General features: G+C 26.0%; 27 protein-coding genes. 3 read left to right on the top strand and 24 right to left on the bottom strand.

The window, feature by feature from the left end; all coding sequences use genetic code 11:
* Positions 1–11: 11 nt before the first annotated feature.
* The 11 genes from EQF90_RS03680 to EQF90_RS03630 form a co-directional block, all read right to left on the bottom strand.
* Positions 12–470, bottom strand: a complete 459-nt coding sequence (locus EQF90_RS03680) for an HIT family protein (protein ID WP_134710615.1) — start codon at positions 468–470, stop codon at positions 12–14.
* Positions 471–497: 27 nt separating this feature from the next.
* A complete protein-coding gene (locus tag EQF90_RS03675; protein WP_134710614.1) occupies positions 498–860 on the bottom strand; it encodes a TIGR02328 family protein in 363 nt (120 codons plus the stop codon).
* 80 nt (positions 861–940) lie between these two features.
* Complete coding sequence (locus EQF90_RS03670; RefSeq protein WP_134710613.1) at positions 941–1,156, bottom strand: helix-turn-helix transcriptional regulator; 216 nt, start codon at positions 1,154–1,156, stop codon at positions 941–943.
* 1 nt (position 1,157) lies between these two features.
* Positions 1,158–1,484 (bottom strand): DUF6442 family protein, encoded by a 327-nt coding sequence (locus tag EQF90_RS03665; RefSeq protein WP_134710612.1) that lies wholly within the window; start codon positions 1,482–1,484, stop codon positions 1,158–1,160.
* Positions 1,485–2,316: 832 nt separating this feature from the next.
* Complete coding sequence (locus EQF90_RS03660; RefSeq protein WP_134710611.1) at positions 2,317–4,842, bottom strand: ABC transporter permease family protein; 2,526 nt, start codon at positions 4,840–4,842, stop codon at positions 2,317–2,319.
* The gene (locus tag EQF90_RS03655) at positions 4,832–5,485 is read right to left on the bottom strand and encodes an ABC transporter ATP-binding protein (RefSeq protein ID WP_134710610.1); all 654 of its coding nucleotides are present in this window, start codon (positions 5,483–5,485) and stop codon (positions 4,832–4,834) included. Before EQF90_RS03655 ends, EQF90_RS03660 begins: the two co-directional genes overlap by 11 nt.
* 66 nt (positions 5,486–5,551) lie before the next feature.
* Complete coding sequence (locus EQF90_RS03650; protein WP_134710609.1) at positions 5,552–5,923, bottom strand: hypothetical protein; 372 nt, start codon at positions 5,921–5,923, stop codon at positions 5,552–5,554.
* Between the two features lie 469 nt (positions 5,924–6,392).
* Positions 6,393–8,288, bottom strand: coding sequence for a lysine--tRNA ligase (gene lysS / locus EQF90_RS03645; RefSeq protein ID WP_134710608.1), 1,896 nt, complete (start codon positions 8,286–8,288; stop codon positions 6,393–6,395).
* Positions 8,289–8,294: 6 nt separating this feature from the next.
* The gene (gene greA / locus EQF90_RS03640; protein WP_134710607.1) at positions 8,295–8,777 is read right to left on the bottom strand and encodes a transcription elongation factor GreA; all 483 of its coding nucleotides are present in this window, start codon (positions 8,775–8,777) and stop codon (positions 8,295–8,297) included.
* Positions 8,778–8,786: 9 nt separating this feature from the next.
* Entirely contained in the window at positions 8,787–9,482 is a 696-nt protein-coding gene (locus EQF90_RS03635) for a metallophosphoesterase (RefSeq protein WP_134710794.1), read from the bottom strand.
* 58 nt (positions 9,483–9,540) lie between these two features.
* On the bottom strand, positions 9,541–9,762 hold the full coding sequence (locus EQF90_RS03630; RefSeq protein ID WP_134710606.1) for a YdbC family protein: 222 nt from the start codon (positions 9,760–9,762) through the stop codon (positions 9,541–9,543).
* Positions 9,763–9,899: 137 nt separating this feature from the next.
* Between EQF90_RS03630 and EQF90_RS03625 the strand changes: the two genes are divergently transcribed.
* Together EQF90_RS03625 and EQF90_RS03620 are read left to right on the top strand one after the other, a co-directional pair.
* Entirely contained in the window at positions 9,900–10,508 is a 609-nt protein-coding gene (locus tag EQF90_RS03625; protein ID WP_134710605.1) for a regulatory protein RecX, read from the top strand.
* Positions 10,501–10,773, top strand: a complete 273-nt coding sequence (locus tag EQF90_RS03620) for a GIY-YIG nuclease family protein (RefSeq protein ID WP_134710604.1) — start codon at positions 10,501–10,503, stop codon at positions 10,771–10,773. The genes EQF90_RS03625 and EQF90_RS03620 overlap by 8 nt, the downstream gene beginning before the upstream one ends.
* Here EQF90_RS03620 and EQF90_RS03615 read toward each other — a convergent pair.
* Genes EQF90_RS03615 through fmt form a run of 8 tightly spaced genes read right to left on the bottom strand, consistent with a single transcriptional unit; the run spans position 10,770 to position 18,665 of the window.
* Positions 10,770–11,411 carry a thiamine diphosphokinase gene (locus tag EQF90_RS03615; protein WP_134710603.1) on the bottom strand — a complete coding sequence of 214 codons (642 nt, stop codon included), beginning with the start codon at positions 11,409–11,411 and terminating at the stop codon, positions 10,770–10,772. The two genes, EQF90_RS03620 and EQF90_RS03615, sit on opposite strands and share 4 nt — an antisense overlap.
* Positions 11,411–12,064 (bottom strand): ribulose-phosphate 3-epimerase, encoded by a 654-nt coding sequence (gene rpe / locus EQF90_RS03610; protein ID WP_134710602.1) that lies wholly within the window; start codon positions 12,062–12,064, stop codon positions 11,411–11,413. The genes EQF90_RS03615 and rpe overlap by 1 nt, the downstream gene beginning before the upstream one ends.
* A complete protein-coding gene (rsgA, locus tag EQF90_RS03605; protein WP_134710600.1) occupies positions 12,064–12,942 on the bottom strand; it encodes a ribosome small subunit-dependent GTPase A in 879 nt (292 codons plus the stop codon). Before rsgA ends, rpe begins: the two co-directional genes overlap by 1 nt.
* Positions 12,932–14,878, bottom strand: a complete 1,947-nt coding sequence (gene pknB, locus EQF90_RS03600) for a Stk1 family PASTA domain-containing Ser/Thr kinase (protein ID WP_134710598.1) — start codon at positions 14,876–14,878, stop codon at positions 12,932–12,934. Before pknB ends, rsgA begins: the two co-directional genes overlap by 11 nt.
* Positions 14,879–14,904: 26 nt before the next feature.
* On the bottom strand, positions 14,905–15,618 hold the full coding sequence (locus tag EQF90_RS03595; RefSeq protein ID WP_134710596.1) for a Stp1/IreP family PP2C-type Ser/Thr phosphatase: 714 nt from the start codon (positions 15,616–15,618) through the stop codon (positions 14,905–14,907).
* A gap of 54 nt (positions 15,619–15,672) precedes the next feature.
* The gene (gene rsmB / locus EQF90_RS03590) at positions 15,673–17,001 is read right to left on the bottom strand and encodes a 16S rRNA (cytosine(967)-C(5))-methyltransferase RsmB (protein WP_245151222.1); all 1,329 of its coding nucleotides are present in this window, start codon (positions 16,999–17,001) and stop codon (positions 15,673–15,675) included.
* 14 nt (positions 17,002–17,015) lie between these two features.
* On the bottom strand, positions 17,016–17,723 hold the full coding sequence (locus EQF90_RS03585; protein ID WP_134710594.1) for a zinc metallopeptidase: 708 nt from the start codon (positions 17,721–17,723) through the stop codon (positions 17,016–17,018).
* Between the two features lie 9 nt (positions 17,724–17,732).
* A complete protein-coding gene (gene fmt, locus EQF90_RS03580; protein ID WP_134710592.1) occupies positions 17,733–18,665 on the bottom strand; it encodes a methionyl-tRNA formyltransferase in 933 nt (310 codons plus the stop codon).
* Between the two features lie 272 nt (positions 18,666–18,937).
* Here fmt and EQF90_RS03575 point away from each other — a divergent pair, with 272 nt between their 5' ends.
* Entirely contained in the window at positions 18,938–20,113 is a 1,176-nt protein-coding gene (locus EQF90_RS03575) for an IS110 family RNA-guided transposase (protein ID WP_330167153.1), read from the top strand.
* A gap of 184 nt (positions 20,114–20,297) precedes the next feature.
* On the opposite strand, the gene def is transcribed toward EQF90_RS03575, so the two are convergent.
* The 5 genes from def to gmk are packed head-to-tail and all read right to left on the bottom strand — an operon-like array spanning position 20,298 to position 25,086.
* A complete protein-coding gene (gene def, locus EQF90_RS03570; RefSeq protein ID WP_134711641.1) occupies positions 20,298–20,804 on the bottom strand; it encodes a peptide deformylase in 507 nt (168 codons plus the stop codon).
* The gene (gene priA, locus EQF90_RS03565; protein WP_134711640.1) at positions 20,804–23,152 is read right to left on the bottom strand and encodes a primosomal protein N'; all 2,349 of its coding nucleotides are present in this window, start codon (positions 23,150–23,152) and stop codon (positions 20,804–20,806) included. Before priA ends, def begins: the two co-directional genes overlap by 1 nt.
* A complete protein-coding gene (gene coaBC, locus EQF90_RS03560) occupies positions 23,152–24,324 on the bottom strand; it encodes a bifunctional phosphopantothenoylcysteine decarboxylase/phosphopantothenate--cysteine ligase CoaBC (RefSeq protein ID WP_134711639.1) in 1,173 nt (390 codons plus the stop codon). The genes priA and coaBC overlap by 1 nt, the downstream gene beginning before the upstream one ends.
* Positions 24,325–24,326: 2 nt before the next feature.
* Positions 24,327–24,515 carry a DNA-directed RNA polymerase subunit omega gene (rpoZ, locus tag EQF90_RS03555; RefSeq protein ID WP_134711638.1) on the bottom strand — a complete coding sequence of 63 codons (189 nt, stop codon included), beginning with the start codon at positions 24,513–24,515 and terminating at the stop codon, positions 24,327–24,329.
* 1 nt (position 24,516) lies between these two features.
* The gene (gene gmk / locus EQF90_RS03550; protein ID WP_330167163.1) at positions 24,517–25,086 is read right to left on the bottom strand and encodes a guanylate kinase; all 570 of its coding nucleotides are present in this window, start codon (positions 25,084–25,086) and stop codon (positions 24,517–24,519) included.
* Positions 25,087–25,094: the final 8 nt, after the last annotated feature.

Here is a 25,094-nt window from a genome sequence, read left to right as displayed (position 1 = left end):
TTGACTATTTTTCAAATTAATTTATTTAATTCAAATAATAACTTTTGTTTCATTTTATCTAGTTCCATATCTGTTGGTCGATTTGAATCATCATACATTTTTTCCATCGGAATCCACCATACTGGACCTTTTCCATTGTGTCCGTATTCTCCTAAATCACCATTATTTCTTGGAAAAAGGTGCCAATGTAAATGAGAATCACCATTTCCAAGCAATTCATAATTCATTTTTTCGCATTGAAAAGCATTAGAAACAGCTTCTGCAACTATAGACATTTCCTCTAAATACTTGATTTTATAATCCCTATCTAATTCAAAAATTTCATTTTTATGATATTTACAAATAAAAATCGTATTCCCCTTAAAATATTGATGATCACCTAAAACTACATATCCAGTATTCAACTCTTTAACAAAATATGGATTTGTACCATCTTCAATCATTTTTATTCTTTCACAAATAAGACACATAAATTCATCCTTTTAAAATTATTTTTTCTAAATTTCTATCCCTTTTTCAAATAAGTTTTCAATACACTCTTTCAAATATTCATCATCATGTTCAGGATATAAGGGTTTCGTTAATTCAATTTCTTCAACACTATAATATGGAGCACATGTTTTTCCTCTATAATTTGAATTTCTCCAAATATTATCAGGTTTATAACCTCTTTTTTCCATTTCATTCATTATCAAAATGTGATATTGATATAATTTGTAAGGATTATAGTTAAAAACATAATTTACAGTTGAATGTGGTTTTCCCCAGCCATTACCTCTAAGTGCACAGCATTCTCTATGTTGTCCTAATAGTTGTTGTCTGGGTAGTTTATTAATAATTTCTTCATGCCATAGTCTCATAAAATATCACTCCTTGCAAAATCTTATCACAAAATGTATAATTCCTAGAAAAATTTACTAACTAATATAATTAATAACTTTTATTCTAAGTCAAAATAAAATATATCTTCAAACTTTTTATCCAATGCAATACACAATATTAATGCAAGTCTGGATGTAGGACAAAATTCACCGGTTTCTATTGAACTAATGGTATTCCTTGAAACTCCAACCATATCAGCCAAATTTTGTTGAGTAATTTTTTTTTCATTTCTTATACTTTTAAGTCTATTTTTTAACTTTAATTTCTCATTCATTTTAACCAACTATCTTAATTAAATAAGAGATATAAAGAATACTCCCACCTATTATAAAACATATATAAAATATTTTTTGTAAAAACTTCATATTTTTTCTTTCTTTAAAATATTTATATGTCGAATTGCCAATAATTATAGATACAAACATAAGAGAAGCAGTTGTATAATCTAAATTTTTCACCAATGATATAATAAATATCAATAAGAATGTAACTGTAGAAAAAATAATCCCATACGAATATGATTTTACACTAACATAATTTTCTCGCTCATCCCCCAAACTATTTTCAATCTTAAATTTATTTAAAATATCTTCCTTATCCATAAATCCCTCCTGCCAAGTATACTTTTCATTATTATACTCTTGAAAATTTTACTTGTCAATATATTATAATTCTTAAATAAAAAAAATATTAGTAAATAATATTTTTCAGAGAATTGGAACACTTCATTTTTTCGTTTTAAAAATCTACTCCATAAGCAATTTAAATTACATACTTTATTTTGCTTATAGAGACACAGATAAATTAAATCTATCATTTTTCTAATATTCATGTTATATTTTTACCTTTAATTTATTTAATACCTTAATCAAATTAAAAACTATATTGGTTTTATTTTTTTAATAATAAAAAAGTATTTAATACCATAAGTAATTAATTATTGATATTGGTTTGATTATTTACACTATTAAAAGCTAAAAAATCAAACCATTACTATGTAATAACCAGCTTTAGTTTGATTTTATTTTAAGAATATCTTAAAATTTAAAACTATTATTTTTGTATATAAATATTTGGTTTGATTTATAATAAAACTATAATTAAAACCCATTATATTATCTTTACCAATTCATTCCATTCTATTAAAAGATATATATAACAAGATGATTTCGAATCAATCCGCAGGGCTCTACCCGAGGACGTGAGAAATCATCATTTTCAATTTCAATTAAACAACATAATAGATAATTAATAAAACCATCATAAAAAAACAAGATGATTCCAAATCAATCCGCAGGGTTCTGCCCGAGGACGTGAGAAATCATCTTGTTTTAGTATAATTATAGTGTAATTAAAAATGCTATATTAGCATAGACTTTTTTTAGTACGTTGTACTATATTATTGAATTAAATTAAAATTAATCCACAATAAATTTAGCTATTTAGTTCTCTACTTCTTTTCTTAAAAATAATATAAGAGACAATTAAATTAAAAACAAATGGTATTATTTGTATCATAATTCTAATATAAACATTAATATTATTATAAAAACTACTTATATTTTTATAAACAATAAAATAAAAAACTATTTGAATGATAAATAATACTATAAAATATTTAAATAAATTTTTCATATTTAATAATATTAAATTTCGATTTGTCATACCTAAATCTCTAAACAAAATAAAATAATTTTCATTTAGCATCCAGTATGTATTTAAAGCTCCAATTGAAGAAAAAAACAAAATGCAAAATATTAATATTATATATAAAACTATAATAAATGATTTAAGATATTGGAAGTTGTGAAATTCCTCTAAATAGTTTGATAAATTTTTTATATGTAAATTCTTAATCTTGCTTGTTGAATTATATATTTCTTTTGCAACATCATTGGCTTTATCAAAATTATTTAAATAAATATGTAATCTTGTAGGCTCATAATTAATGTTATTCTTCTTAAAAAACTTATCTGAAACTAATATTCTATATGATGAAAGTACATGACTATCTAAATCGAACCATCCAATATTTTTATAAGTCTTTGATACCAATGGCAAATTGACTTTATCTACTTTAACATCTAATTTATCTAAAATTTTATCATTCAAAAATCCTGCAATGTTTTCATTTGCTTTAGGAAAGTATATATCAATGTCATTATAATCTAACAACTTTTCATCTCGTAATATATTTTCCCCCGATTCTTTATATTCCCAATAAAATGTTTTCTGATTATCTAAAGAGGAATCTTCTGATGTTAAACTGATTGATGGTGAAATAAGTATTCCGGAGATTCCATTTAATAAATTCGTAATATCAATTTCACTGGAAATTTCTTTAAGCACAGTTTCTAAAATAAAGTCTGGCATTGCAATAATATTTGCTAATACAAGTTTTTTATTTTGTTCATTAAAATATTTTTTCCAAAAATCAACATTTGTATTTAATACACCATTATTAAGTATTTTAAAAAATTGTGAATCTACTAATTCTTTTCTCAAAGGAATATATACATAATATTTTTCATAAAATTGATCAATCTTTTTTATATATTTATTATTTTTTAATTTTTCTAAAACATCTGAAAGTTGATTATTATGGTTATAATAATAGAATTGAGTTATATCAAGTTTATTATTCATATAATCAGCAACATTTACAAAATCATTTCCTCTTAAAATGTAATTTTGAGGAATATGTTTTTCAATATAATTAATCTGAAAGTCATAGTCTTTTTTTATTTGTCCATATAATTCAACTATTTTATTTTTATTTTCAATATTATTTAATGAACCAATGAACGTAAATGACATATATATAATTATTAATATCATTGATGAGTAAACTATTAAATTACTTTTACCTTTTAATATTTTACTTAATGACATTATCTTGTCTTTTTTAATGTTGCTTGAATTTTGCTTTTGATTTAATATTTTACTTGAAAATATTGCACAGACAGTTGCTGCAAATAAGTAAGAAAAAATGTAAAGTCTAACATAAAAATATCCTTTAATAATATTATATTCCACTTTTGAAATATTCATGGCATTTTTAAACAAATAAACTAACAATACATTTAATGTAAAACTAAGTAATATACAACTAAAAGCAATTATCAATATTTCTAAACTTACAACAAGAAATAAATTAGATTCTCGAATCCCTAAGTGCCTATATAATAAATATCTTTCTTTAGAATTAATAGTATATGAACTAAAGATAAAAAAAGATAATAAAAATAGTATAGAAATTTGAGTAAAATAAAACTCTTTTGGATATGAAAATAAAAACAAATTTGCGTCATCTTTTATCGGTTTATTTTCATAGTAATTTCCCTTTATATTATTAAAATCAATTTTATTAACTTCATTTTCATTCAATAATGTAATCCTATAATTTTCATTTTTTTGTACATTCAAAAATGATTGGTTATTTATTAATACATTTGGAGTATATAATTTTTTATTTTCCTCTCTAAAACCTTTTATCCAATTATATCCAAAGTCATTAATAATAGTTTTTACAATAAATTTTTTACCATTTATTTTAATTTTATCATTAATTAAAATGTTTAGTTTTGAAGATAAGCTTTTTGTTATTATAGCACTATCATTTTCTAAATTTTTTATATAATCATTATTTAATGAAAAAGAATAATTCTCCGCTCCATTATAAAAACTTCCAACAATAAAATCTCCTTGTTTAAAAATATCAATATATGCATGTGAATTATATTCTGTATCTATATATTCATCTTTTTCTTGATAAATTATTGCATTAAAAGATCCATATAAGGAAAATTTACTATCAATTATTCTTTCTTGATTTATATTTATTATAGAATTTGAAAAAAATAAAATTAGCAAAATAATTGAAGAAATAAATAAAGTTATCCAAAAATTACGTGATTTTTTGCTGATTGAAGCTTTTATCAGCTTTAGACTACTTTTCATTAAATATCTCCCCATCAGAAATTGTAATTTTCTTAGTACCAATTTTTGCTAAATCTGTATCATGAGTTGCTATTATGCACAATGTATCATATTTTTTATTAATCTCTAAAAATAATTCAATTAAATTATTTGATGTTTTACTGTCAAGTGCACCTGTCGGTTCATCAGCCATTATAACTTTAGGATTTAGCACAATTGCCCTTGCTAAAGCAACTCGTTGTTGCTCCCCTCCAGATAAATCAGATACATATGAATATTTGTATTTTTTTATTTCAAGCAAATCTAAAATTTCATCTAAATAGTTTTTATCTACTTTTTCACCATATATTATTGATGGTATCATGATATTGTTTAATACAGAAATATCAGGTATAAGTCTATAATTTTGCCAAACAAATCCAATTTTTCGTGTACATTTTAACTTAATTTCATCATCAGACATAATATTAACTTCATTTCCATTAAAAAAATACTTACCATCTATAGGCTTTAAAGTACCATTTAATAGTTTTAATAATGTTGACTTACCACTTCCACTTTTGCCAACTATTGTTACTATTTCACCTTCTTTTAATTCCAGATTAATATTTTTTAAGATTATTTTATTATTGTATCCCGCTGAAATATTATTTAATTTAATCATATTTACCTCTTTGTAATATAATCAATGAAAGAAAGATAAAATTTTATCTTTCTTTTCTTGATTATATTAATTGTTGAATTTCCAAGCTTGTGTTGATTCATGAACTTGATTTCCATCTACATAATAATATGCATAATGTGTACCTGTTCTACCATTCAATCTATTTGTAGTTACTTTGCAATATGTACTATTTGCAGTTGAAGCAAAATTTGTATAACCTGAATTATCATTAAAACTAACCGTTATTTTATTCATTAATATGTTTTCTGGTGCTGTAGATTCAGTTATAGCATAACCGTGTTTATAAAATCCCCAATCAACATTTCCATGTATATGTTCCAAATCTCCATTTATCGCAAATGTAAAACTATTAAAAATAAACACTAATAATACAAATGATATCCCAAGCAAAATCTTTCGAACCTTATTAAAATTCATCAAATACCTCCTTTCTTAATATTTCTTAACTCCATGATAACATATTTATGTTTTTTTTTCAATATATAATCTAAATAATAATTAATTATTTAGAAATATTAATATATTAATAATGATAAATAATAAATCATTTACAATATTTTAGATTTATTTAATTTCAATGTTTACTAACTTAAAATAATTATAACTTTGAGACATATACAAAATCTAATAACTTAAGTTTCAGTTGTCGACAAAATATCGACAACTACATCAATAAATTTAATAATATAACTTTACAGACAAAAAACAAGATGATTTCGAATCAATCCGCAGGGCTCTGCCCGAGGACGTGAGAAATCATCATTTTCAATTTCAATTAAACAACATAATAGATAATTAATAAAACCATCATAAAAAAACAAGATGATTTCGAATCAATCCGCAGGGCTCCGTCCGAGGACGTGAGAAATCATCTTGCTTTTTTATTTTAATATAATTTCGCCCCTGCTGGAATGTTACTATCTAACATCAACAAGTTCAAACCTTCTTTTTCTTCATATTCATATACAGCAGATATCAACATACCTTGTGATGGGATTCCCATCATCTTTCTTTCTGGTAAGTTTGTGATTGCAACTAATGTCTTACCAATTAATTCTTCTGCTGAATAGTATTCTTTAATCCCTGATAAAATCGTTCTATCAACTCCGGAGCCATCATTTAATGTAAACTTCAATAACTTCTTAGATTTTGGAACTTCTTCACAATTTAATACCTTAACTACTCTGAAATCAGATTTTTGGAATGTTTCAAAGTCTACAAAATCTTCAAATAAAGGCTCTACCTTAACTTTTGATAAATCTAATTTTGGAGCAGATATTTCTTGATTACTTTGTGATTTAGAAATCTTTTCTCCACCCATTGGCTTCATTGTTGGGAATAACAATACGTCACGAATTGTTGTTTGGTTTGTTAAGAACATTACAAGTCTATCAACCCCAATTCCCAAGCCGCCTGTTGGAGGCATACCAACTTCGATAGCGTTTAAGAAATCTTCATCTAATAAGTTTGCTTCATCATCTCCAGCTTCTCTTAATCTTAATTGATCTTCAAATCTTCCTCTTTGATCTTCAGCGTCATTTAACTCACTATATGCATTTGCAATTTCTTTACCGTAGATAAACGCTTCAAATCTTTGAGTCATATCCGGATTTTCAGGATTTCTCTTTGTCAATGGTGAAACTTCAACCGGATATTGTGTAATGAATGTTGGTTGAATTAATTTTGATTCAACATATTCTTCAAAGAAAGCAACAATAATATTTCCTAATCTATCGCTTGGTTTAACTTCAATTTTATGTTCATCCGCTAATTTTTTAGCTGTTTCAAAATCTTTAATTTCATTAAAGTCAATTCCTGTTTCTTCTTTAATAGAATCAACCATTGTGATTCTTCTCCAAGGAGTTGTGAAATCAATTGTTGTACCTTGGTAATCTACTGTCTTTCCGCCATTTACTTTTTCATTTACAGAACAAACCATATTTTCTAATATTTCCATCATGTCATTATAGTCAGCATATGCTTCATATAACTCGATAGCAGTATATTCGGGATTGTGTGTTGCATCCATACCTTCATTTCTGAACATTCTTCCCATTTCATATACTTTATCAAAACCACCAACGATTAAACGTTTTAGGTATAATTCATTTGCAATTCTCAAATACATATCAATGTCTAAAGTATTGTGGTGTGTTATAAATGGTCTAGCATTTGCCCCACCAGCAATTGTATTTAAAATTGGAGTTTCTACTTCTAAGTAGTCTCTATTATCTAAAAACTCTCTTATCCCTGATAGAATTTTTGTTCTCTTTCTAAATACATCTTTAACTTCCGGATTTACGATTAAGTCCAAATATCTTTGTCTATATCTTAAATCCATATCTTTTAATCCATGGAATTTTTCTGGTAAAATTTGCAATGATTTAGTTAATAATTGTAATTCTTGTGTTAATACTGAAACTTCTCCTGTTTGAGTTTTTATTACCTCACCCTTAAATAAAGCAATATCTCCCATATCTAATTCTTTAGTTTCATTATATAATTCATCACCTAAAACATTGTGTCTGTTGAAAATTTGAATTCTACCACTGTCATCTTGTAATACGAAGAAATTTATTTTACCAAATATTCTTTTAGCTAAAATTCTTCCTGCTACTGTAACAATTTTCCCCTCATAATTTTCAAATTGATCAACAATATTTTTAGCTTTAGAATCAACTTGAGCCTTTTCAATTATATGTGGATTTTTACCATTTTCCTTTAAGATTTTTAATTTTTCTCTTTTAATCAAAAGCATTTCATTGATATTTTGTTCTGCCATAATTACCTACCTAATAATTTTTTCAACTTTGTATTGTAATTTACTTACCTTAGTTTTAACTTCTACAGTTTCTCCTTCTTTAGAATTTAATAATGCCTTTCCTAATGGAGATTCATTTGAAATTTTTCTTTCGGCAATATTTGCTTCTATTGTACCTACAATCATTAATTCCATTTCTCTTTTGTTGTTTAAATCTACAACTTTTACAGTATCCCCAATACAAACAGTCTTATTGTTTTTCTTAATATTTTCATCAATAATTTCAACATTTTTTAATTGTAATTCTATTTCAACAATTCTTGACTCAACTTTGGCTTGTTCATCTTTTGCTTCATCATATTCAGCATTTTCTGAAAGGTCACCAAATCCTCTAGCAATTCTAATTTTATCTGAACATTCAGCTCTTTTTACAGTTACCAAATATTCTAATTCATCTTTTAATTTATTATAACCCTCTTGAGTTAATAATACTTTTTCACTTACTGTCATATATTCTCCCTAATTTGTTATTTTTATTGGTTTAAAATCTATCAAATCACCAGATACACAAAAATACTCTATACCATCAATTAATCCATGAGGCATTTTTTTTGCTAAATTTCCATGTATATGTCCATAAATCACTTTTTTTATATTATATTTTTTAAATATTTCAGTGAATTCATTCGGATTCAATTTTTTATCAAATGGTGGATAATGCAACATCGCAATAATTTCATCATATTCCTTAAATCTTTCTAACGCATCATTAATTGATAACTCTAATCTTGCAAGTTCTCTGGAAAATATTTTTTCATCGTTTTCATCAAATGATGCTGAGTCTCTACTATCCCAACCTCTTGTACCTACAATAATTTTTTTGTTAAAAATAAATGAGTTATTTTGTAAAAAACTCATTGTTTTATAATTTAAGTTATTAATTTTTTTTAGCGAACTCCACCAATAATCATGATTACCTTTCATCAGTATCTTGGTTCCATTAAGCTTTTCGATTCTATCTAAATCCTTCACAGCATCTTCCAGCCTCATGGCCCAAGATATATCTCCAGGTATCAAAACTAAATCGTCATTAGTTATTATGTCATTCCATTGGTTAAAAATTTTTTCTTCATAACCACCCCAATTACCGCCGAAAACTGACATATCCTTTTTCTTAGTTACATCTAAATGTAAATCAGCTATAGCATAAATCATAACAACCTCTGATATTTTATTTATAAATAAAGACCTATTCATAGGCCCTTTAGTAATTTTACTTAAATTCGTCTTCTAAAATTTCTTTTAAAATTTTTGCTTCTTCTTCTGTAAAAGTAATCCCTTTTGTCATTCTTGTGTGATCTTCATTCCAATCACGTAAATCATATTTTGGTTCTCTTTCATTCCAAGAAACAAGATTCAATTCTTTTCTCCATCCTTTTGCATTAGTAGATAATACACCAAGATTTTCAACTATTTCAAATTTTATTTCTGCCATAATTCCCCCATACTTGCATTAGGATAACACTTTTATGCAAAAAAGTCAAGTATTTATCCAGCCTTAAGGTTAAATATTATAACAATCATTTTGACTTTTTCTTATTTAAAATATATCCTTATTATTAAGAGGTGAATATGTATATAAAAAATATAAATTTTAACGAAAAAAAGAACTTATTTATAGTCACTTTAGACGATAATACCAAATTTAATATTTCTTATGAATTATATGAAAAACTAAACCTTGCTCCAAATCATGACATTAATGAAAAGGAATATAATTTATTGGATGAAGAAGATAATTACCAATGCTGCAAATACATAGCAGAAAATTTTATAAATTATAAAATGAGAACAGAATTTGAAATACATAGAAAACTAACTCAAAGCACAAAGAATTCTGCATCAATTAACAAAGTAATTCAATATTATAAAAAATTAGATTTAATAAATGATGAAAGATATGCTGAAGAATATATTAAACAAAATATTACTTACAGATATTTAAGTAAAAAAATGATTGAATTTAAGCTAAAAGAAAAAGGCATAGACAGTAAAATTTCAAAAAAATACCTGAATGAATACGATAATGAGATAGAATATAAAAATGCATTAAATGTATTTAATAAAAAATACAAAAATGAAGATCTAAGTGATTATAAAATTAAGCAGAAATATTTTAGATTTCTTTCTTCAAAAGGGTTTGATTTTAGCATAATTAATAGGATATTAAAAGATGAGTAACTATGTATATATTTTAAAATGTTCTGATGATTCATATTATACAGGATATACTAATAATCTTGAAAATAGAATTAAAAAACATAACAACAAAAAAGCATCAAAATACACTAGAATAAGAGTACCTGTAAAATATGTCTTTATAAAAAAATGTATCGATAAAATTGAAGCCACAAAATTTGAATATAAAATCAAACAATTACCTAGAATTAAAAAAGAAAAGTTAATAAAGGGATTAATTTCCCTTGAAGAACTTTTCAATATTTAATCTTTACTTAATATTACAAACATATCTCCATTTAAAATTTCGATATTAACATCATTATAAAATTCATTTGATATAGTTAAAGAGCTACCAAATTTCAAATTGTGATTTACTAATTCCCATTTTGTACCATACAAGTTAAATACACATTTTTCATTAGTTGGAAGTATCGAAATTTTTCTATCTAATTTTTTTATAACTGTAGATTCATTTATATAAAAAATATAATTATTTTCATCAATTATAGATATCTTCAGCCCTTTTAATGAATATGTTTTTAATAAATTAATATTTGAAATACTATGATCATATCTTGTACCAGTGGCACCAAACAAATAAACTTCCTTACAATTATTTTTAAAACAAAAATCCAGTGCTAATTCCATATCTGTCATATCTTTATCTTTATTGAAATTAAGTATTTTAATGTCACTATTTTTTAGATAATCAATAGATTTTTTACTTACTGAATCAAAATCCCCAATTGCAATATCAATATTAATATTATTTTCTAGAGCATAATTAACACCCTTATCAACACATATTATACTAATATTTTCAAATTTTACATCATTAAGCAAACTAATATATTCTAATCCAGAAATTGTCCCACCTGCAAAAATTACTGCCTTAGATTTCATTATTTTATTACCCTATAAAAATCATCTACATTTTTAGATATACCATCCTTGTTAAATATTGCGGAACCGGCAACTAACAAATCACAACCTGCATCTGATATTTCTTTAGCATTTTCTAATTTAATTCCACCATCCACTTCTAAAATAATATCTCTTCCTGATTCATCAATAATTTTACGAACCCTTTTAATTTTTTCTAAAATTTGTGGTATAAATTTTTGACCTCCAAATCCAGGAACAACTGACATAATTAAAACCAAATCAATATCTTGAATTAAATATTTTAAAACATTTTCATCTGTATGCGTATTTAATACAATTCCGGCTTTTACACCTTTTGATTTAATTTGAGAAACAACTCTATTTGGATGCAAGGTTGTTTCCGGATGGAATGAAATAATATCAGCTCCAACTTCTACAAATTTATCAATATATTTTTCCGGATTTTGTATCATTAAATGTGTATCAAAAATTAAATTTGTATGTTTTCTTAAATTATTAATTACATCAGGACCAAATGATATATTTGGAACATAACTTCCATCCATTACATCTAAATGCAGATATTTTACATCTGTTTCATTTAATTCTTCAATTTGTGACCTTAAATCATAAAAGTCAGCAGCTAACAATGATGGTGATAATTCCTTCATTAAAATTTCCTTTCATTTTTTCTTTCATTATAAATGTATAGATAACTTTCATATCTATTTTTGCTTATTTTTTTAAGTTCCATTTCTTTTTTTATTGAACAATTTGGTTCATTAATATGATCACAATCGTTAAATTTACATCCCACCTTAAATATCTCAAATTCGGGATAATATTTTTTTACATCTCTAAAATTTTCAATAAAATCAAGGTTTAATGCACTAAATCCAGGTGTATCAAAAATAAATGTATTTTCATCAATTTCAAACAATTCTGTATGCCTGGTAGTATGTTTACCTCTGGATGTTTTATTACTAATTTTACCTGTTTGTACATCAAAATTTTCATGCAATAAATTTAATATTGTAGATTTCCCTACCCCTGATGGTCCGGCAAATGATGAAATCTTATCTTTCATCATTTTATTTAATTTTCCAATACCTTGATTGTTTTTAGCACTTGTAAATACATACTCATATTTAGTTTTACTATAAATGTCTTCAAATTTTTTTATATCCTCATCTTTTGCTAAGTCAACTTTATTTATAATTATTTTAACCGGTATCTTAAAATGCTCTAACATTACTAAATATTTATCGAATGTAACATAATTAATTTCAGGATCAGTCAAACTATGAACTAAAAGTATTTGATCAATATTTGCAATTGGAGGACGTATTAATGAATTTTTTCTATCATATATTTTTTCTATATATCCGGTATTTTCATCTAATATTTGAATATCAACTCTATCTCCAACAAGAGGTTTTAGGTTTTTATCTCTAAAAATTCCTCTAGCTTTACACATATATGTCTTATTTTTATATTTTACATAATATAACTCTTTTTGAGATTTAATAATTATTCCTTTAGTTTCCATAATTTACGTCAGCTTTTTCTCCATCAAAATATACATCAAATTTTGCATCTGATTCAGCATTAAATTTTATTTGCAACTTACCCTCTTTTGCATTATTTTTATTCAATGTGTTATTGAAAACAACTTTTCCATTAGTTTTATTTATAATTGTTAAATTAAATGTTTTATTAGGTGTATTAGGAACATTTACATTAAATACATACTCTCTTAAGTTTACATTGTTTTGCTGATTTTGTTGTGGACCTGTACTTATAACAATTGTCACAGTAGTGCCTTGTTCAACTTTACTTGAAGGTTCAGGCTTTTGCTTTATTACAAGATTTCTTGCTACATTACTAGATTCACTTTCAATTTTAACATCTAAATTAGATTTTTTTAATAAACTAATGGCTTCTTCTTGTTCATAACTTAAAACACTTGGTACTGTAATTTTATTATCAGTTTTTTCTTTTTTTTGTCCATTACTCAAAATAATATTTATTTCAGTTCCGCTTTCTACCTCTTCACCTTCTTTAGGAAGCTGTTTAATGATTTGTCCTTTCGGTGCATCTGAATCTTCATTACTTGTAGTGCCTATTTTGAATCCATTTTTCTTTATAATATCTTTAACATCATCAAGACTAAAACCTACAATATTTGGCACTCTTAACAATTCTCTACCTTTACTGATGGTAAGCTCTATTACTCTACCTTTTTTTACAGAAGTTTGAGAATTTATCGATTGAGATATGACATTACCTTTAATAATTGACTTATCAAATACTCTTTCTTTAATGGATACTTCCAAACCTTTTTCAGTTAAAAGATTAATCGCATCTTTTTCATTTACATCTATAACACTTGGCACTGTAACCATTAAACTATCTTGATTTTTACTTGATAAATTACTTGCTATTAGATAAATCATGCCTGATATTGCAAGTAATAAAAATGATATAACTCCTACCAGTTTCCAATTTACCTTATTCTTTTTCACATCAATATTTTCCGACTCATTTGTTTCAGATGATTTTGTTTTGTATACAACTGATTCTCTCAAAACATCTTCTTTTTCAGCAATTTTAACAGTTTTATCAATATCGTTTATATCTTCTATTTCAACATCTCTTCCGGATTTTATTTTATTCAAATCTATTAAAATATTGCTTGCTGTCTTATATCTATCTTCCGGATTTTTATTTAACAATTTTAATATAACTTTTTCAATATTTTTATCTATATCCGGTGCTAATTCAGATATTGGCTGAGGTGTTTCTTGTATATGTTTTACGGCAATACCCACAGGACTTTCCCCATCAAATGGAACTTTTCCCGTTGCCATTTCATACATTAAAACACCTAAAGAGTATAAATCAGATCTTGAATCTATCGGTTGTCCTTTTGCTTGTTCCGGCGAAATATAATGCACCGTACCTAAAATTGATGATGTATAAGTTATCGTAACATCCGATGCAACTCTTGCTATCCCAAAATCAGTAACTTTTATCTTATTATTTTGATTTACTAAGATATTTGCCGGTTTAATGTCTCTATGAACTAAACCATGAATATGTGCAGATTGTAATGCTTTAGCAATTTGCATTGAATAGTCTAAAAGCATTTCATTACTAAGAGGAGCTTTTTCTTGAATAATTTCTTTTAAAGTGTTACCTTTAATTTTTTCCATAACAATGTAATCAACATTTTTTTCGTTAATAATTGTTGTTGAAATATCATATATAGAAACTATATTATCATCTGAAATTGAAGCAGAAGCCGATGCTTCTTCTTTTAATCTATTAAAAAATTCCTGATTTTCTACAAGATTATCCTTTAAGATTTTTATTGCAACTTCTCTATGAAGAATAGTATCATATCCATCATATACTATAGCCATGCCCCCCATTCCAATAATATCTTTAATCTCGTATCTACCGTTTAATACTTTACCTTTCATCTTATCCTCCAAGGAATATTTGAAATTTAATACTTAATTATCGTAATTGTTATATTATCATATCCTCCTGTAGAATTTGCTATATATTGTAAAATTTCACAGGATTCTTTTGCTTCATATTTGTTTTGTAGTACATCTTCAATATCAATATCATCGATTAAATCAGTTAATCCATCCGTACATAACAATATATTGTCATTTGGACTTAAAGGAATTTTATTTATATTAATCTTATATGTATTTTCAATACCAACTGCACTAGTTACTAAATTTTTAGGATAAAATTTAGCATCTTCTTCTGTAATAGCTCCTATATCAAGTAACTCCTGGACATAAGAATGGTCTTTACTAATCTGTCTAAAATTGTCTTCAGAGTAAAGATAAATTCTGCTATCTCCAACATTAGAAAAGTAAAGACAATCATCAACTATTATTGCTATAACAATAGTTGTTCCCATACCTCTACATTCTTCATTTTTTAATGATTTTTGCAAAATAGCATCATTAGCATCTCTTACAGATTCTGCAATCAAATCAAATATATTTTCTTTATCAAAATTTTTAACAATGTAGTCTTTAATAATGTTTACAGCCATATTAGATGCAATTTCTCCAGCTGAATATCCACCCATGCCATCTGCAACAATAAATAAATCAAAATCATCACTATTGTAATTAATAAAGGCATCCTCATTATTTTTTCTTTTTTTCCCTACATCTGTTGTAGAATAAAATTCCATAATAACCTACTTAACAAATATTATACTATACTATATTACATTATAACATAAAGCTCATCTTTTCGCTATTTTACAAATAAAAAAGCCATCATTATCAGTATCAGGTAAAAGTTGTATATAATTTTTTCCATTAATTTCAACGATTTTCATGTCATTATTTTCATTTAAGAATTTATCAATAATATCTAAATTCTCTACATTTCCTATTGTACATGTACTATATACAATAAATCCACCTTTTTTGAGATACTTATACGCATTACTTAAAATACTACTTTGAATTAATGATAATGAATTTATTTCATCCATAGTTTTTTTTAACTTTATCTCTGGTTTACGCTTTATTACACCAATTCCTGAACAAGGAGCATCAACTAAAATATAATCAAACTTTTCTTCAAAATTTTCTATTACTTGTGTTGCATCAAAATTAATTATTTTATAATTTTTAAATTTCAACCTATCAAAATTTTCTTTTATTTTATTTAATTTATTTTTCGATATATCATTTGAATAAATCAACCCCTTATCATTCATTATTTGAAGTAAATGTGTTGATTTTGAACCTGGAGCCGCACATAAGTCCAATACATTTGAATTTTCACTTGGATTTAATATCTCTGAAACTAAAATACTTGCTTGGTCTTGAATTGTAAATAAACCATTCTTAAATTCTTCTAAATCCGTCATATTAGAAGGATTTTCTACAATTAAAGAATCTTTTGAAATTTTAGACTCGTCAACTATATATCCTTTTAACTTTAATATTTCTCTTAAATCTTCTTTACTTGTCAACATTGTATTAACTCTAAGAGAAAAACTTGGTACTTTATTAAAACTTTCAATTATTTCTAAATAATTATCATAATACTTTTTTATGTATCTAATTAACTCAATATTTATCGAATATTGTATAGAATATCTTTCATCTATATCTTTAATATTAACAATACTTAAATTTTCAATATCTCTATCAAAATTTCTAAGAATAGCATTTACAAAATTCTTTGATTTATAATTAAATTTTTTTGATAACTTTACTGCTTCATTTATTGATGCATAGTTTTCATTATTTAAAAATCTCAACTCATAAATACCTAGCCTTAAAATATTTAAAATATTTTTATCAATTTTTTTTAATTTAACACTTGATATTTTCCCGATAATATAATCTAAATAATATAAATTTTCAATAACTCCATAAACTAATTGTCTATAAAAATTATGATCAATTTTATTTAATTTTTTTATATTTAAGGCAATAATTTCATTAGAAAATAAATTTTTATCTAAAATATCTCTTATTGTAATTATAGCCATTTCTCTTGCTTTAATAATAATTCTCCTATCTAATAAAAAATGGCAAACTATATATAAATACATAATTTGCCACCTAATTAATCTCTTCTCATTGAAATAAATCTTAGTAATTGTAGTATTGATACTAACATTGATGCTACATAAGTCATTGCTGCAGCACCTAAAACTTTTTTAGAACTACTTTTTTCTTCAACTGTTATTATACCATTGTATGTTAAATTATCTAATGCTCTTTTACTTGCATTTAATTCAACAGGCAATGTAACAATATGAAATAATACTGATAATGAATATAATGCTATTCCTAAGTTAATCAGATTTGTAAATTCTAATAAAAAGCCCATAAAAATCAACACGAACACAAATCTTGAAGTAAATCCAACAACCGGTGCAAGTAAAGACCTAAAGTTTAACATTAAATATCCATCTTTATCCTGAATTGCGTGACCTACTTCATGAGCTGCAACTGAAATTGCTGCTATTGAAGTACTATCATAAACAGATTCTGAAAGTCTAATAACTTTATCTCTAGGATCATAATGATCTGTTAAAGAACCGGAAATTTGTTGAATATCAACATCTGATAATCCGTTTCTATTTAATATCATCCTTGCAACTTCTCGACCTGTCATTCCAGACTTAGAAGCAACTTTTGAGAATTTTTCAAAATTAGAACTTACCTTAAATGAAGCCCATATTGATACCCCAATCATAACAAATAATAAAATAGTTATGATTGGATTAATACCTAACCCTCTACCATATCCATATCCTACTAAAATCATAATACCTCCCTATTTAAGGATTTCTCCTTTTTCAATAGAGTTTCCTAAAAGAAATGACTTAATATCCATTCTCTTTTTCCCCGGAAATTGTATTTCATCAATCACTATACATTTATTTTTGCAATTTACAAATATACCAGAGTTGGAAACATCAATAATTTTTCCTTCTTCACTATCAGTATATTTATCAATTATGTGTATTTTGTGTATTTTTATTTTTTCATTTTTATATATTACATAAGCAGATGGCCATACAGAAAAAGCCATAATTTTAGCTTTTATATCTTCAGCATCTTCTAAAAAAGAAATATGTCCCATCTCTTTTGTAATTTTTTGAGAATAACTTGCAAGTTGATTATCTTGTTGTATTCTATGTGAAAATTTATCATCATAATTTATAATTGTATCGACAATTAAATCCCCAGATTTTAATGATAAATTATCATGTAATTTTGTAATATCTGTATTTTCATCCAAATCAACGGTAATAAAGTCTAATATGTCCCCCGTATCCATAGTTTTCTCAATTAACATAGAACATACTCCGGTTTGTTTTTCTCTATTCAATATAGCCCACTGCATTGGTGCTGCACCTCTATATTTAGGTAATAACGAAGAATGAATATTTATAATTCTATCTTTGTACCTTTCAAGCAAATGTTTTTTTATTAATTGTCCATATGCAATAACAACTATAAAATCAGGATTAATCTCATCAATTATTGAAAGAGATTCTTGTGAATTTACATTGTTTGGAGTATAAACTCTTAATCCAAGCTGCTCTGCCTTCTTTTTAACCGGAGTCGATTCTACCTTATTTCTTGACCTTTTTTTATCTTCCCCAGTAATTACCAATTCTATACTTATTTCGCTAGAATTATATAATGAAATAAGTGGATTAACTGAAAACTCCGGCGTACCCATAAAAATTATTTTTTTCAATAAATTTCTCCTCGTATAATAATGTTGTAGTTAAAACTACATATTTTATTTTCATCTCATATTCTTTATGAGATAATAGTTGTATAGATAGAGGTCGTAGTTTTTCTCCTTGAAGCTTTTGTCTTCCTTATTAAGGGTTACGCCTCTTCTTTACGTCTTTATGCGTATGAGCTGGATAGCACATTCGTTGCTGTATGTCTAACGAGGTTGCATTGTCGTAAAGTTCTAGAGGGTTCTTTCTCTATCTAAATTTTTTGAAACTAGGTGATTTTATGTTTTACATTGGTATTGATATCGCAAAGAAAAACCACGAAGCTTCTATTATTGACTCTTCCGGAAAATCCTTATCTAAAAGTATATCTTTTTCTAATACTATTAAAGGTTTAGAAAAGTTTAGGGATTTTCTTGATTATTTTAATCTTGATATTAACAATTGCATTATTGGAATGGAAGCAACTGGTCACTATTGGCTTAGTCTTTATTCTTTTCTTCTAGAGCTTGGATTTAATTGTATCGTCATAAATCCAATTCAATCAGAAGCTTTCAGAAAAATGTACATAAGACAAACCAAAAATGATGCTATTGACTCTTTTGTCATCGCTCAAATCATGAGATTTGGTGAATACTCAATCTCAAATTTTTCTGATGAAGATGCTTTTGCACTAAGAAATCTTTCTAGATACAGATTTGCTTTAGTTGATGAATGCTCTGATTGGAAAAGAAAACTAGTCGCTATTCTTGACCAAGTTTTTCCAGAATACTCAACACTTTTTTCTAATATCTATGGTGTTGCTTCAAAAGAGCTATTATCCAAATATCCTTTACCTGAAGATTTAATTAACATTTCTGCACAAGAATTAGCAAATCTTCTTTCTAAATGTAGTAAAGGGCGTTTTGGTCTAAAAAAAGCACAAGAAATTCAATCTACAGCTTCAAACTCCTTTGGAATTAAATTTGCTAAAAAATCTTTTTCTTTTCAGATCAAACAAATCATTAACCAAATTTCATTTTTAGAAGATCAAATTTATGAAATTGAAGAAGAAATTTCTTTCATGCTTAATGAACTTTGCCCAGTAATCACTAGCATTACAGGTGTTGGAAAAGTTCTTGGAGCTGCAATTTATTCCGAAATTGGTGATATTTCAAGATTCGAAAAAGCAAGTCAGTTAGTTGCTTATGCTGGTCTTGATGTTTCAGTTAAGCAATCTGGAGATTTTAATGCTTCAAATACTAAAATATCTAAAAGAGGTTCACCATACTTAAGAAGAGCAATTTGGCTATCTGCTACAGTTGCTGCATTTAGAGATCCTGCTCTATCGAAATACTATCAAGGTATGAGAGATAGAGGAAAAGCTCATGGTACTGCTATTGGAGCAGTTGCTAGGAAGCTTACTAACATCATTTTTGCAGTGTTGCGTGATAACAAGTTGTATACTCCAAATATTTAATTGTTAATATTGTTTTTTTTCACCTAAATTATTAGGTTTGTTTGCTGTGCACAAATTTAAGTAATTTTTTATCTAAGTTCTGTCAAGGTGCGCTCCCTTGACAGAACTTAGATAAAAAATTATACTCCATGAGCACTGCAAACAATTAATCATTTATCTATTGACATTTGATAGCTGGTCTTAGTTATTTTTTATATCTTTTTGAATCAATTTTTTCTCTAATTTCTTCGAAATTATCATCTGTTACTCTATCAATGAAATGTTTGCTGATAATAATTCCATCTAAATGATCCCTTTCATGTTGGAAACATCTTGCCAATAATCCATCTGCTTCTAAAATAACTTCTTCACCTTTTTCATTTAAATATTTAGCTTTAATTTTTTCCGGTCTTTCAATTGTTCCTCTGAAATTTGGAATAGATAAACACCCTTCAATATCAATTGAACTCCCATGCGCTTCTAAAATTTCCGGATTTATAACTTTATAAATGTTACCATCCCCTATATCCATGACAAAACATCTTCTTAACATTCCTACTTGTGGTGCTGCCAAGCCTATACCATCTTCTTGATGCATAGTTTCAACCATGTCATCCAATAAATTAAGTATTTTATCATCAATCACTTTTATTTCTCTTGCTTTTTTTTCTAAAATTGGATCATCTACAACTCTAACCGTTCTAATTCCCATTATTCCTCCTCTAAATTATAATTTAGGTATATTTTACTATCTATCTTTTGATTTCTTATCATTTTTGCAATATTTAATAATTCATCTTTATTTGATGATTTTAGTATTATATAAAATCTATATCTATTGTTAATTTTTTCAATTATTGCAGGATTAGGTCCCGTCATTTCTATTAAATTTATATTATTTTCACGAATAAATTTATTAATTTTAAGCATTGTATTTTGTCCAAATCCAATTGCATAGCTTCTATCTTTACATGAAAAACCAATCCTTAAAATATTAATAATAGGTGGATAATTAAATTTTAATCTTTCGTTAATTTCATTATTATAAAAAGTATCATAATCGTTATTTGAAGCACTATTAATTGCATAATTTTCAGGATTGTATGTTTGAATTATAACTTTGCCTTCAACATTACCTCTTCCTGCTCTTCCCGAAACCTGAGTAATAAGATTAAATGTTTTCTCTCCGGATCTAAAATCTGGGACATTTAAGCTTATATCTGCTGAAACAATACCAACAACTGACACATTTGGAAAATCTAATCCTTTTGCAAGCATTTGAGTACCAATAAGTATATCAATTTCTTTATTTTTCATCATTTCGTATACTTTTTGATAATCATCTTTCGTACTTGTAGTATCAGCATCCATCCTGTATACTTTGGCAGTTGGAAAAATTTCTTTTGTTTGTTCTTCCAGCATTTCAGTCCCACCACCATATTCCTTTATCCATTTACTGCCACAATTTTTACATATTTTATCCTTTTTTGCGGTTCTTCCACAATAATGACAAATTAATCTATCTTTGCTTTTGTGGTATGTCATAGCCACGTCACACGCTTCACATTTATACACATAACCACAAGTTCTACAAAACACAAATGATGTATGTCCTCTTTTATTTAAAAACAGGATAACTTGTTCTTTATTTTGAAGAGCATTTTTTATATTTTCTTGTAATAGATATGAAATCATCGTAAAGTTATTTGATTTTAATTCTTCTCTCATATCAACTACTTTTATATCCGGCATATTTCCGCCAGTTGCACGATTTTTCAAAGTTAAAATTTCAATTTTTTCTTTTTTTACATCATACATAGTTTTAATTGAAGGTGTGGCAGTACCTAAAATTAATTTTGCATTATTTAATTTTGATCTTAATTTAGCTATTTCAATTGCAGAGTATTTTGGATTTTTTTCTGATTTGTATGAAGACTCATGTTCTTCATCAATTATTATAATACCCAAATTTTCGAATGGAGCAAAAATGGCAGACCTTGCTCCAACTACAATTTTTACATTTTTATTTTTAATAAGTTTCCATTGATCTGCTCTTTCACTTATATTAAGTTTAGAATGTAAAACCGCTATATTTTCACCGAATCTACCTTGAAATCTATCAATAGTTTGTGGAGTTAATGAAATTTCAGGTACTAAAATAATAGCTTCTTTTGACTCCTTAATATATTTTTCAACTAATTGTAAATAAACCTCAGTTTTACCTGAACCTGTAACACCATTTAATAGAAAATAATTTTTTTCACTCGAAATAACAGTATTATACACATCCTGTTGTTCAGTATTTAATTGATGTTTTTTATATTTATTAACATTATTTAATACTTTTCTATATGATTTATTCTTTTCAACTTTTATAATTTTTTTAGAAATTAAAGTTTTAATGGTTGCAAGTGTAGAATTTGTCTTATTCAATAACTCTTTTTTTTCGGTATCTCCATTTTCAATTAAAAAATTAATAATTTCGATTTGTTTTTTACCTTTTACATTAAATTCAATAGTGCTGTTTAAGGTAACAATTTCTTCATATTTGATACTTGCCTTACTTTTTAAATCAAAAAAAGATTCAATTTGATTTTTTGACACCATGCTATTTAAAAATGACTTAGTATATTTTCCATTAAATTTATTTAAAATCTGCTTAAAAGTTTTTTCACTCTCTAAAAATGTTAATAATTCATCATCACTATTAATTTTATTATTTATATAAAATTCTTCTACTTTATCAATGCTACCCGGGGGCAATATTGCATTAATCGCAGATGAATAATCAGAAATATTATTTTTCACCATATAAAAAGCAACTTTTAATAATTCATCACTTACAATTGGTTTATTATCTAAAATTTCAATTATTTCTTTTGCTTCAAATGCAAAACTATCTTCAATATTTTTTTCAATAACAATCCCGATAGTTTTAGTATCTCCTTTACCAAATGGTACAATTACTCTTGTTCCCGCAAGAATTTCCTCATTTGATGAATAAGTAAACATCCTATCTAAAAATGATGTTTTTGATTTTAATATTAAATTATATAACATTATTTCACCAACAAATCTAAAATTAAATTAGCAATTTCACTTTTAGCTAATAAAGGATACTCTTTTTTTGATTCTTTTTCTATTATTGTAACAATATTAGTGTCAACATCAAAACCTGTATCATTTTTTGATACATCATTAGCAATAATATAATCAGCATTTTTCTTTATTAATTTATTTTTAGCGTTTTCTATAACATTTTCTGTTTCAGCGGCAAAGCCTATAATTTTCTGATTTTCTTTTTTATTTCCAAAATAACTTAAAATATCAACAGATTTTTTTAAAGTATAATTTACTATATCTGTAGATTTCTTAATCTTTTGATCACTTGTAATTTCAAATTCATAATCAACAGGTGCTGCTGCCATGATCAAAGCATTTGAATCATTAAACTCACTATCAATAGCATTTTTAAGTTCTAAATTCGTTTCAACTTTTATACTCTTTACAAAATCTAATTTTGGTGTACTTACTCTACCTGTTATATAAACAACTTTAGCTCCTCTATTTCTAGCATTTTTAGCTAATTGATATCCTGTTTTTCCACTTGAATAATTTGTAATAAATCTTACCGGATCCATTTTTGAAATTGTAGGTCCGGAAGCAATTATTATTTTTTTTCCTAACAAATCCTTTTTAGTTAATTTATATTCTATAAAATCTAAAATTTCTTCGGGTTCAGCCATTCTTCCCTTTCCAATAGTATTGCATGCTAATTGCCCTTCATTTGAATCTATAAAATCATATCCTAAATCCATTAATCCATCAATATTTCTTTGAGTAATCGGATTTAACAACATATTTGTATTTGTACTTATAGCAAACGCCACCGGTGCTTTAGATGCTAAAATAGCTGTTGTCAACAAATTATCTGCAATACCGGCATAAACTTTAGCGACTGTATTTGCTGTAGCAGGTGCAACTAAAAATAAATCAACATCATTTGTTATATCAACATGTAAAACTTTATCAGGATGAATAAACATATCTGTATAAACTTTATTATTTGATATAGTTTCAAATGTTATTGGATTTATAAACTTTGTTGCTGATTCAGTCATTATAACTTCAACTTCTGCACCTTTTTTTCTAATTGAACTAATTAAACTTAATACTTTGTAAATGGCAATACCACTACTTACCCCTATAAGAATTTTCTTGCCCTTAAGCATATTTAATCCTCACTTTCGATTTTACCTTCCATTATCTCTGTTAATGCAACTGTTACAGGTTTAGCTGCTTTAGTTTTAACTTTTGGTTTATCACCTGCTATCAATTCTTTAGCCCTTTTGGCTGTCATCATAGCGATGTCATATCTTGATTTACTTACTTTTTCTAACTCTCTAAATGATGGATTTATCATGTTATTGTCTCCTTTTTGCTTTTTCTTCGTTCATAATATCACTTAATCTTTTTGTTGCTAAATCAATATAATCATTAACCAAATAATAATCATATAGCTTTAATTGTTCTAATTCTTTTTCTGCAGTTTCTAATCTTGTTTTGATTTTTTCTTCAGATTCTGTTCCTCTATGTCTCAATCTATCTTCAATATCTTTTTTTCTTGGAGGAAGCACAAATACATAGACAGCATTATCAAAATTATTCATAACTTGTATTGCACCTTGAAAATCAATTTCAAGTATTACTATTTTACCCTCTTTAATTTTTTCTTCAACAAAATGCTTTGGTGTACCGTATTTATTACCATGTACAACTGCATGTTCTAATAAGGCATTATTGTTTACTAATTCATTAAACTCTTCAACAGTCTTAAAAAAATACTCTCTTCCCTCTTCTTCTGTTTCACGTTTATATCTTGTAGTTACAGAAATACTTGTAACAATATCGTCTCTTTGTTTCATTATTTCTTTGACTATTGTGCCTTTTCCGACACCTGATGGTCCAGATAACACAAGTAAAAATCCGTCCATAATTCCCC

The sequence above is a fragment of the Helcococcus ovis genome (assembly GCF_004524775.2).
Taxonomy (GTDB): Bacteria; Bacillota; Clostridia; order Tissierellales; family Peptoniphilaceae; genus Helcococcus; species Helcococcus ovis.
The sequence above is the reverse complement of the archived record's forward strand: the minus strand, read 5'-3'. Positions and strand labels throughout refer to the sequence as shown.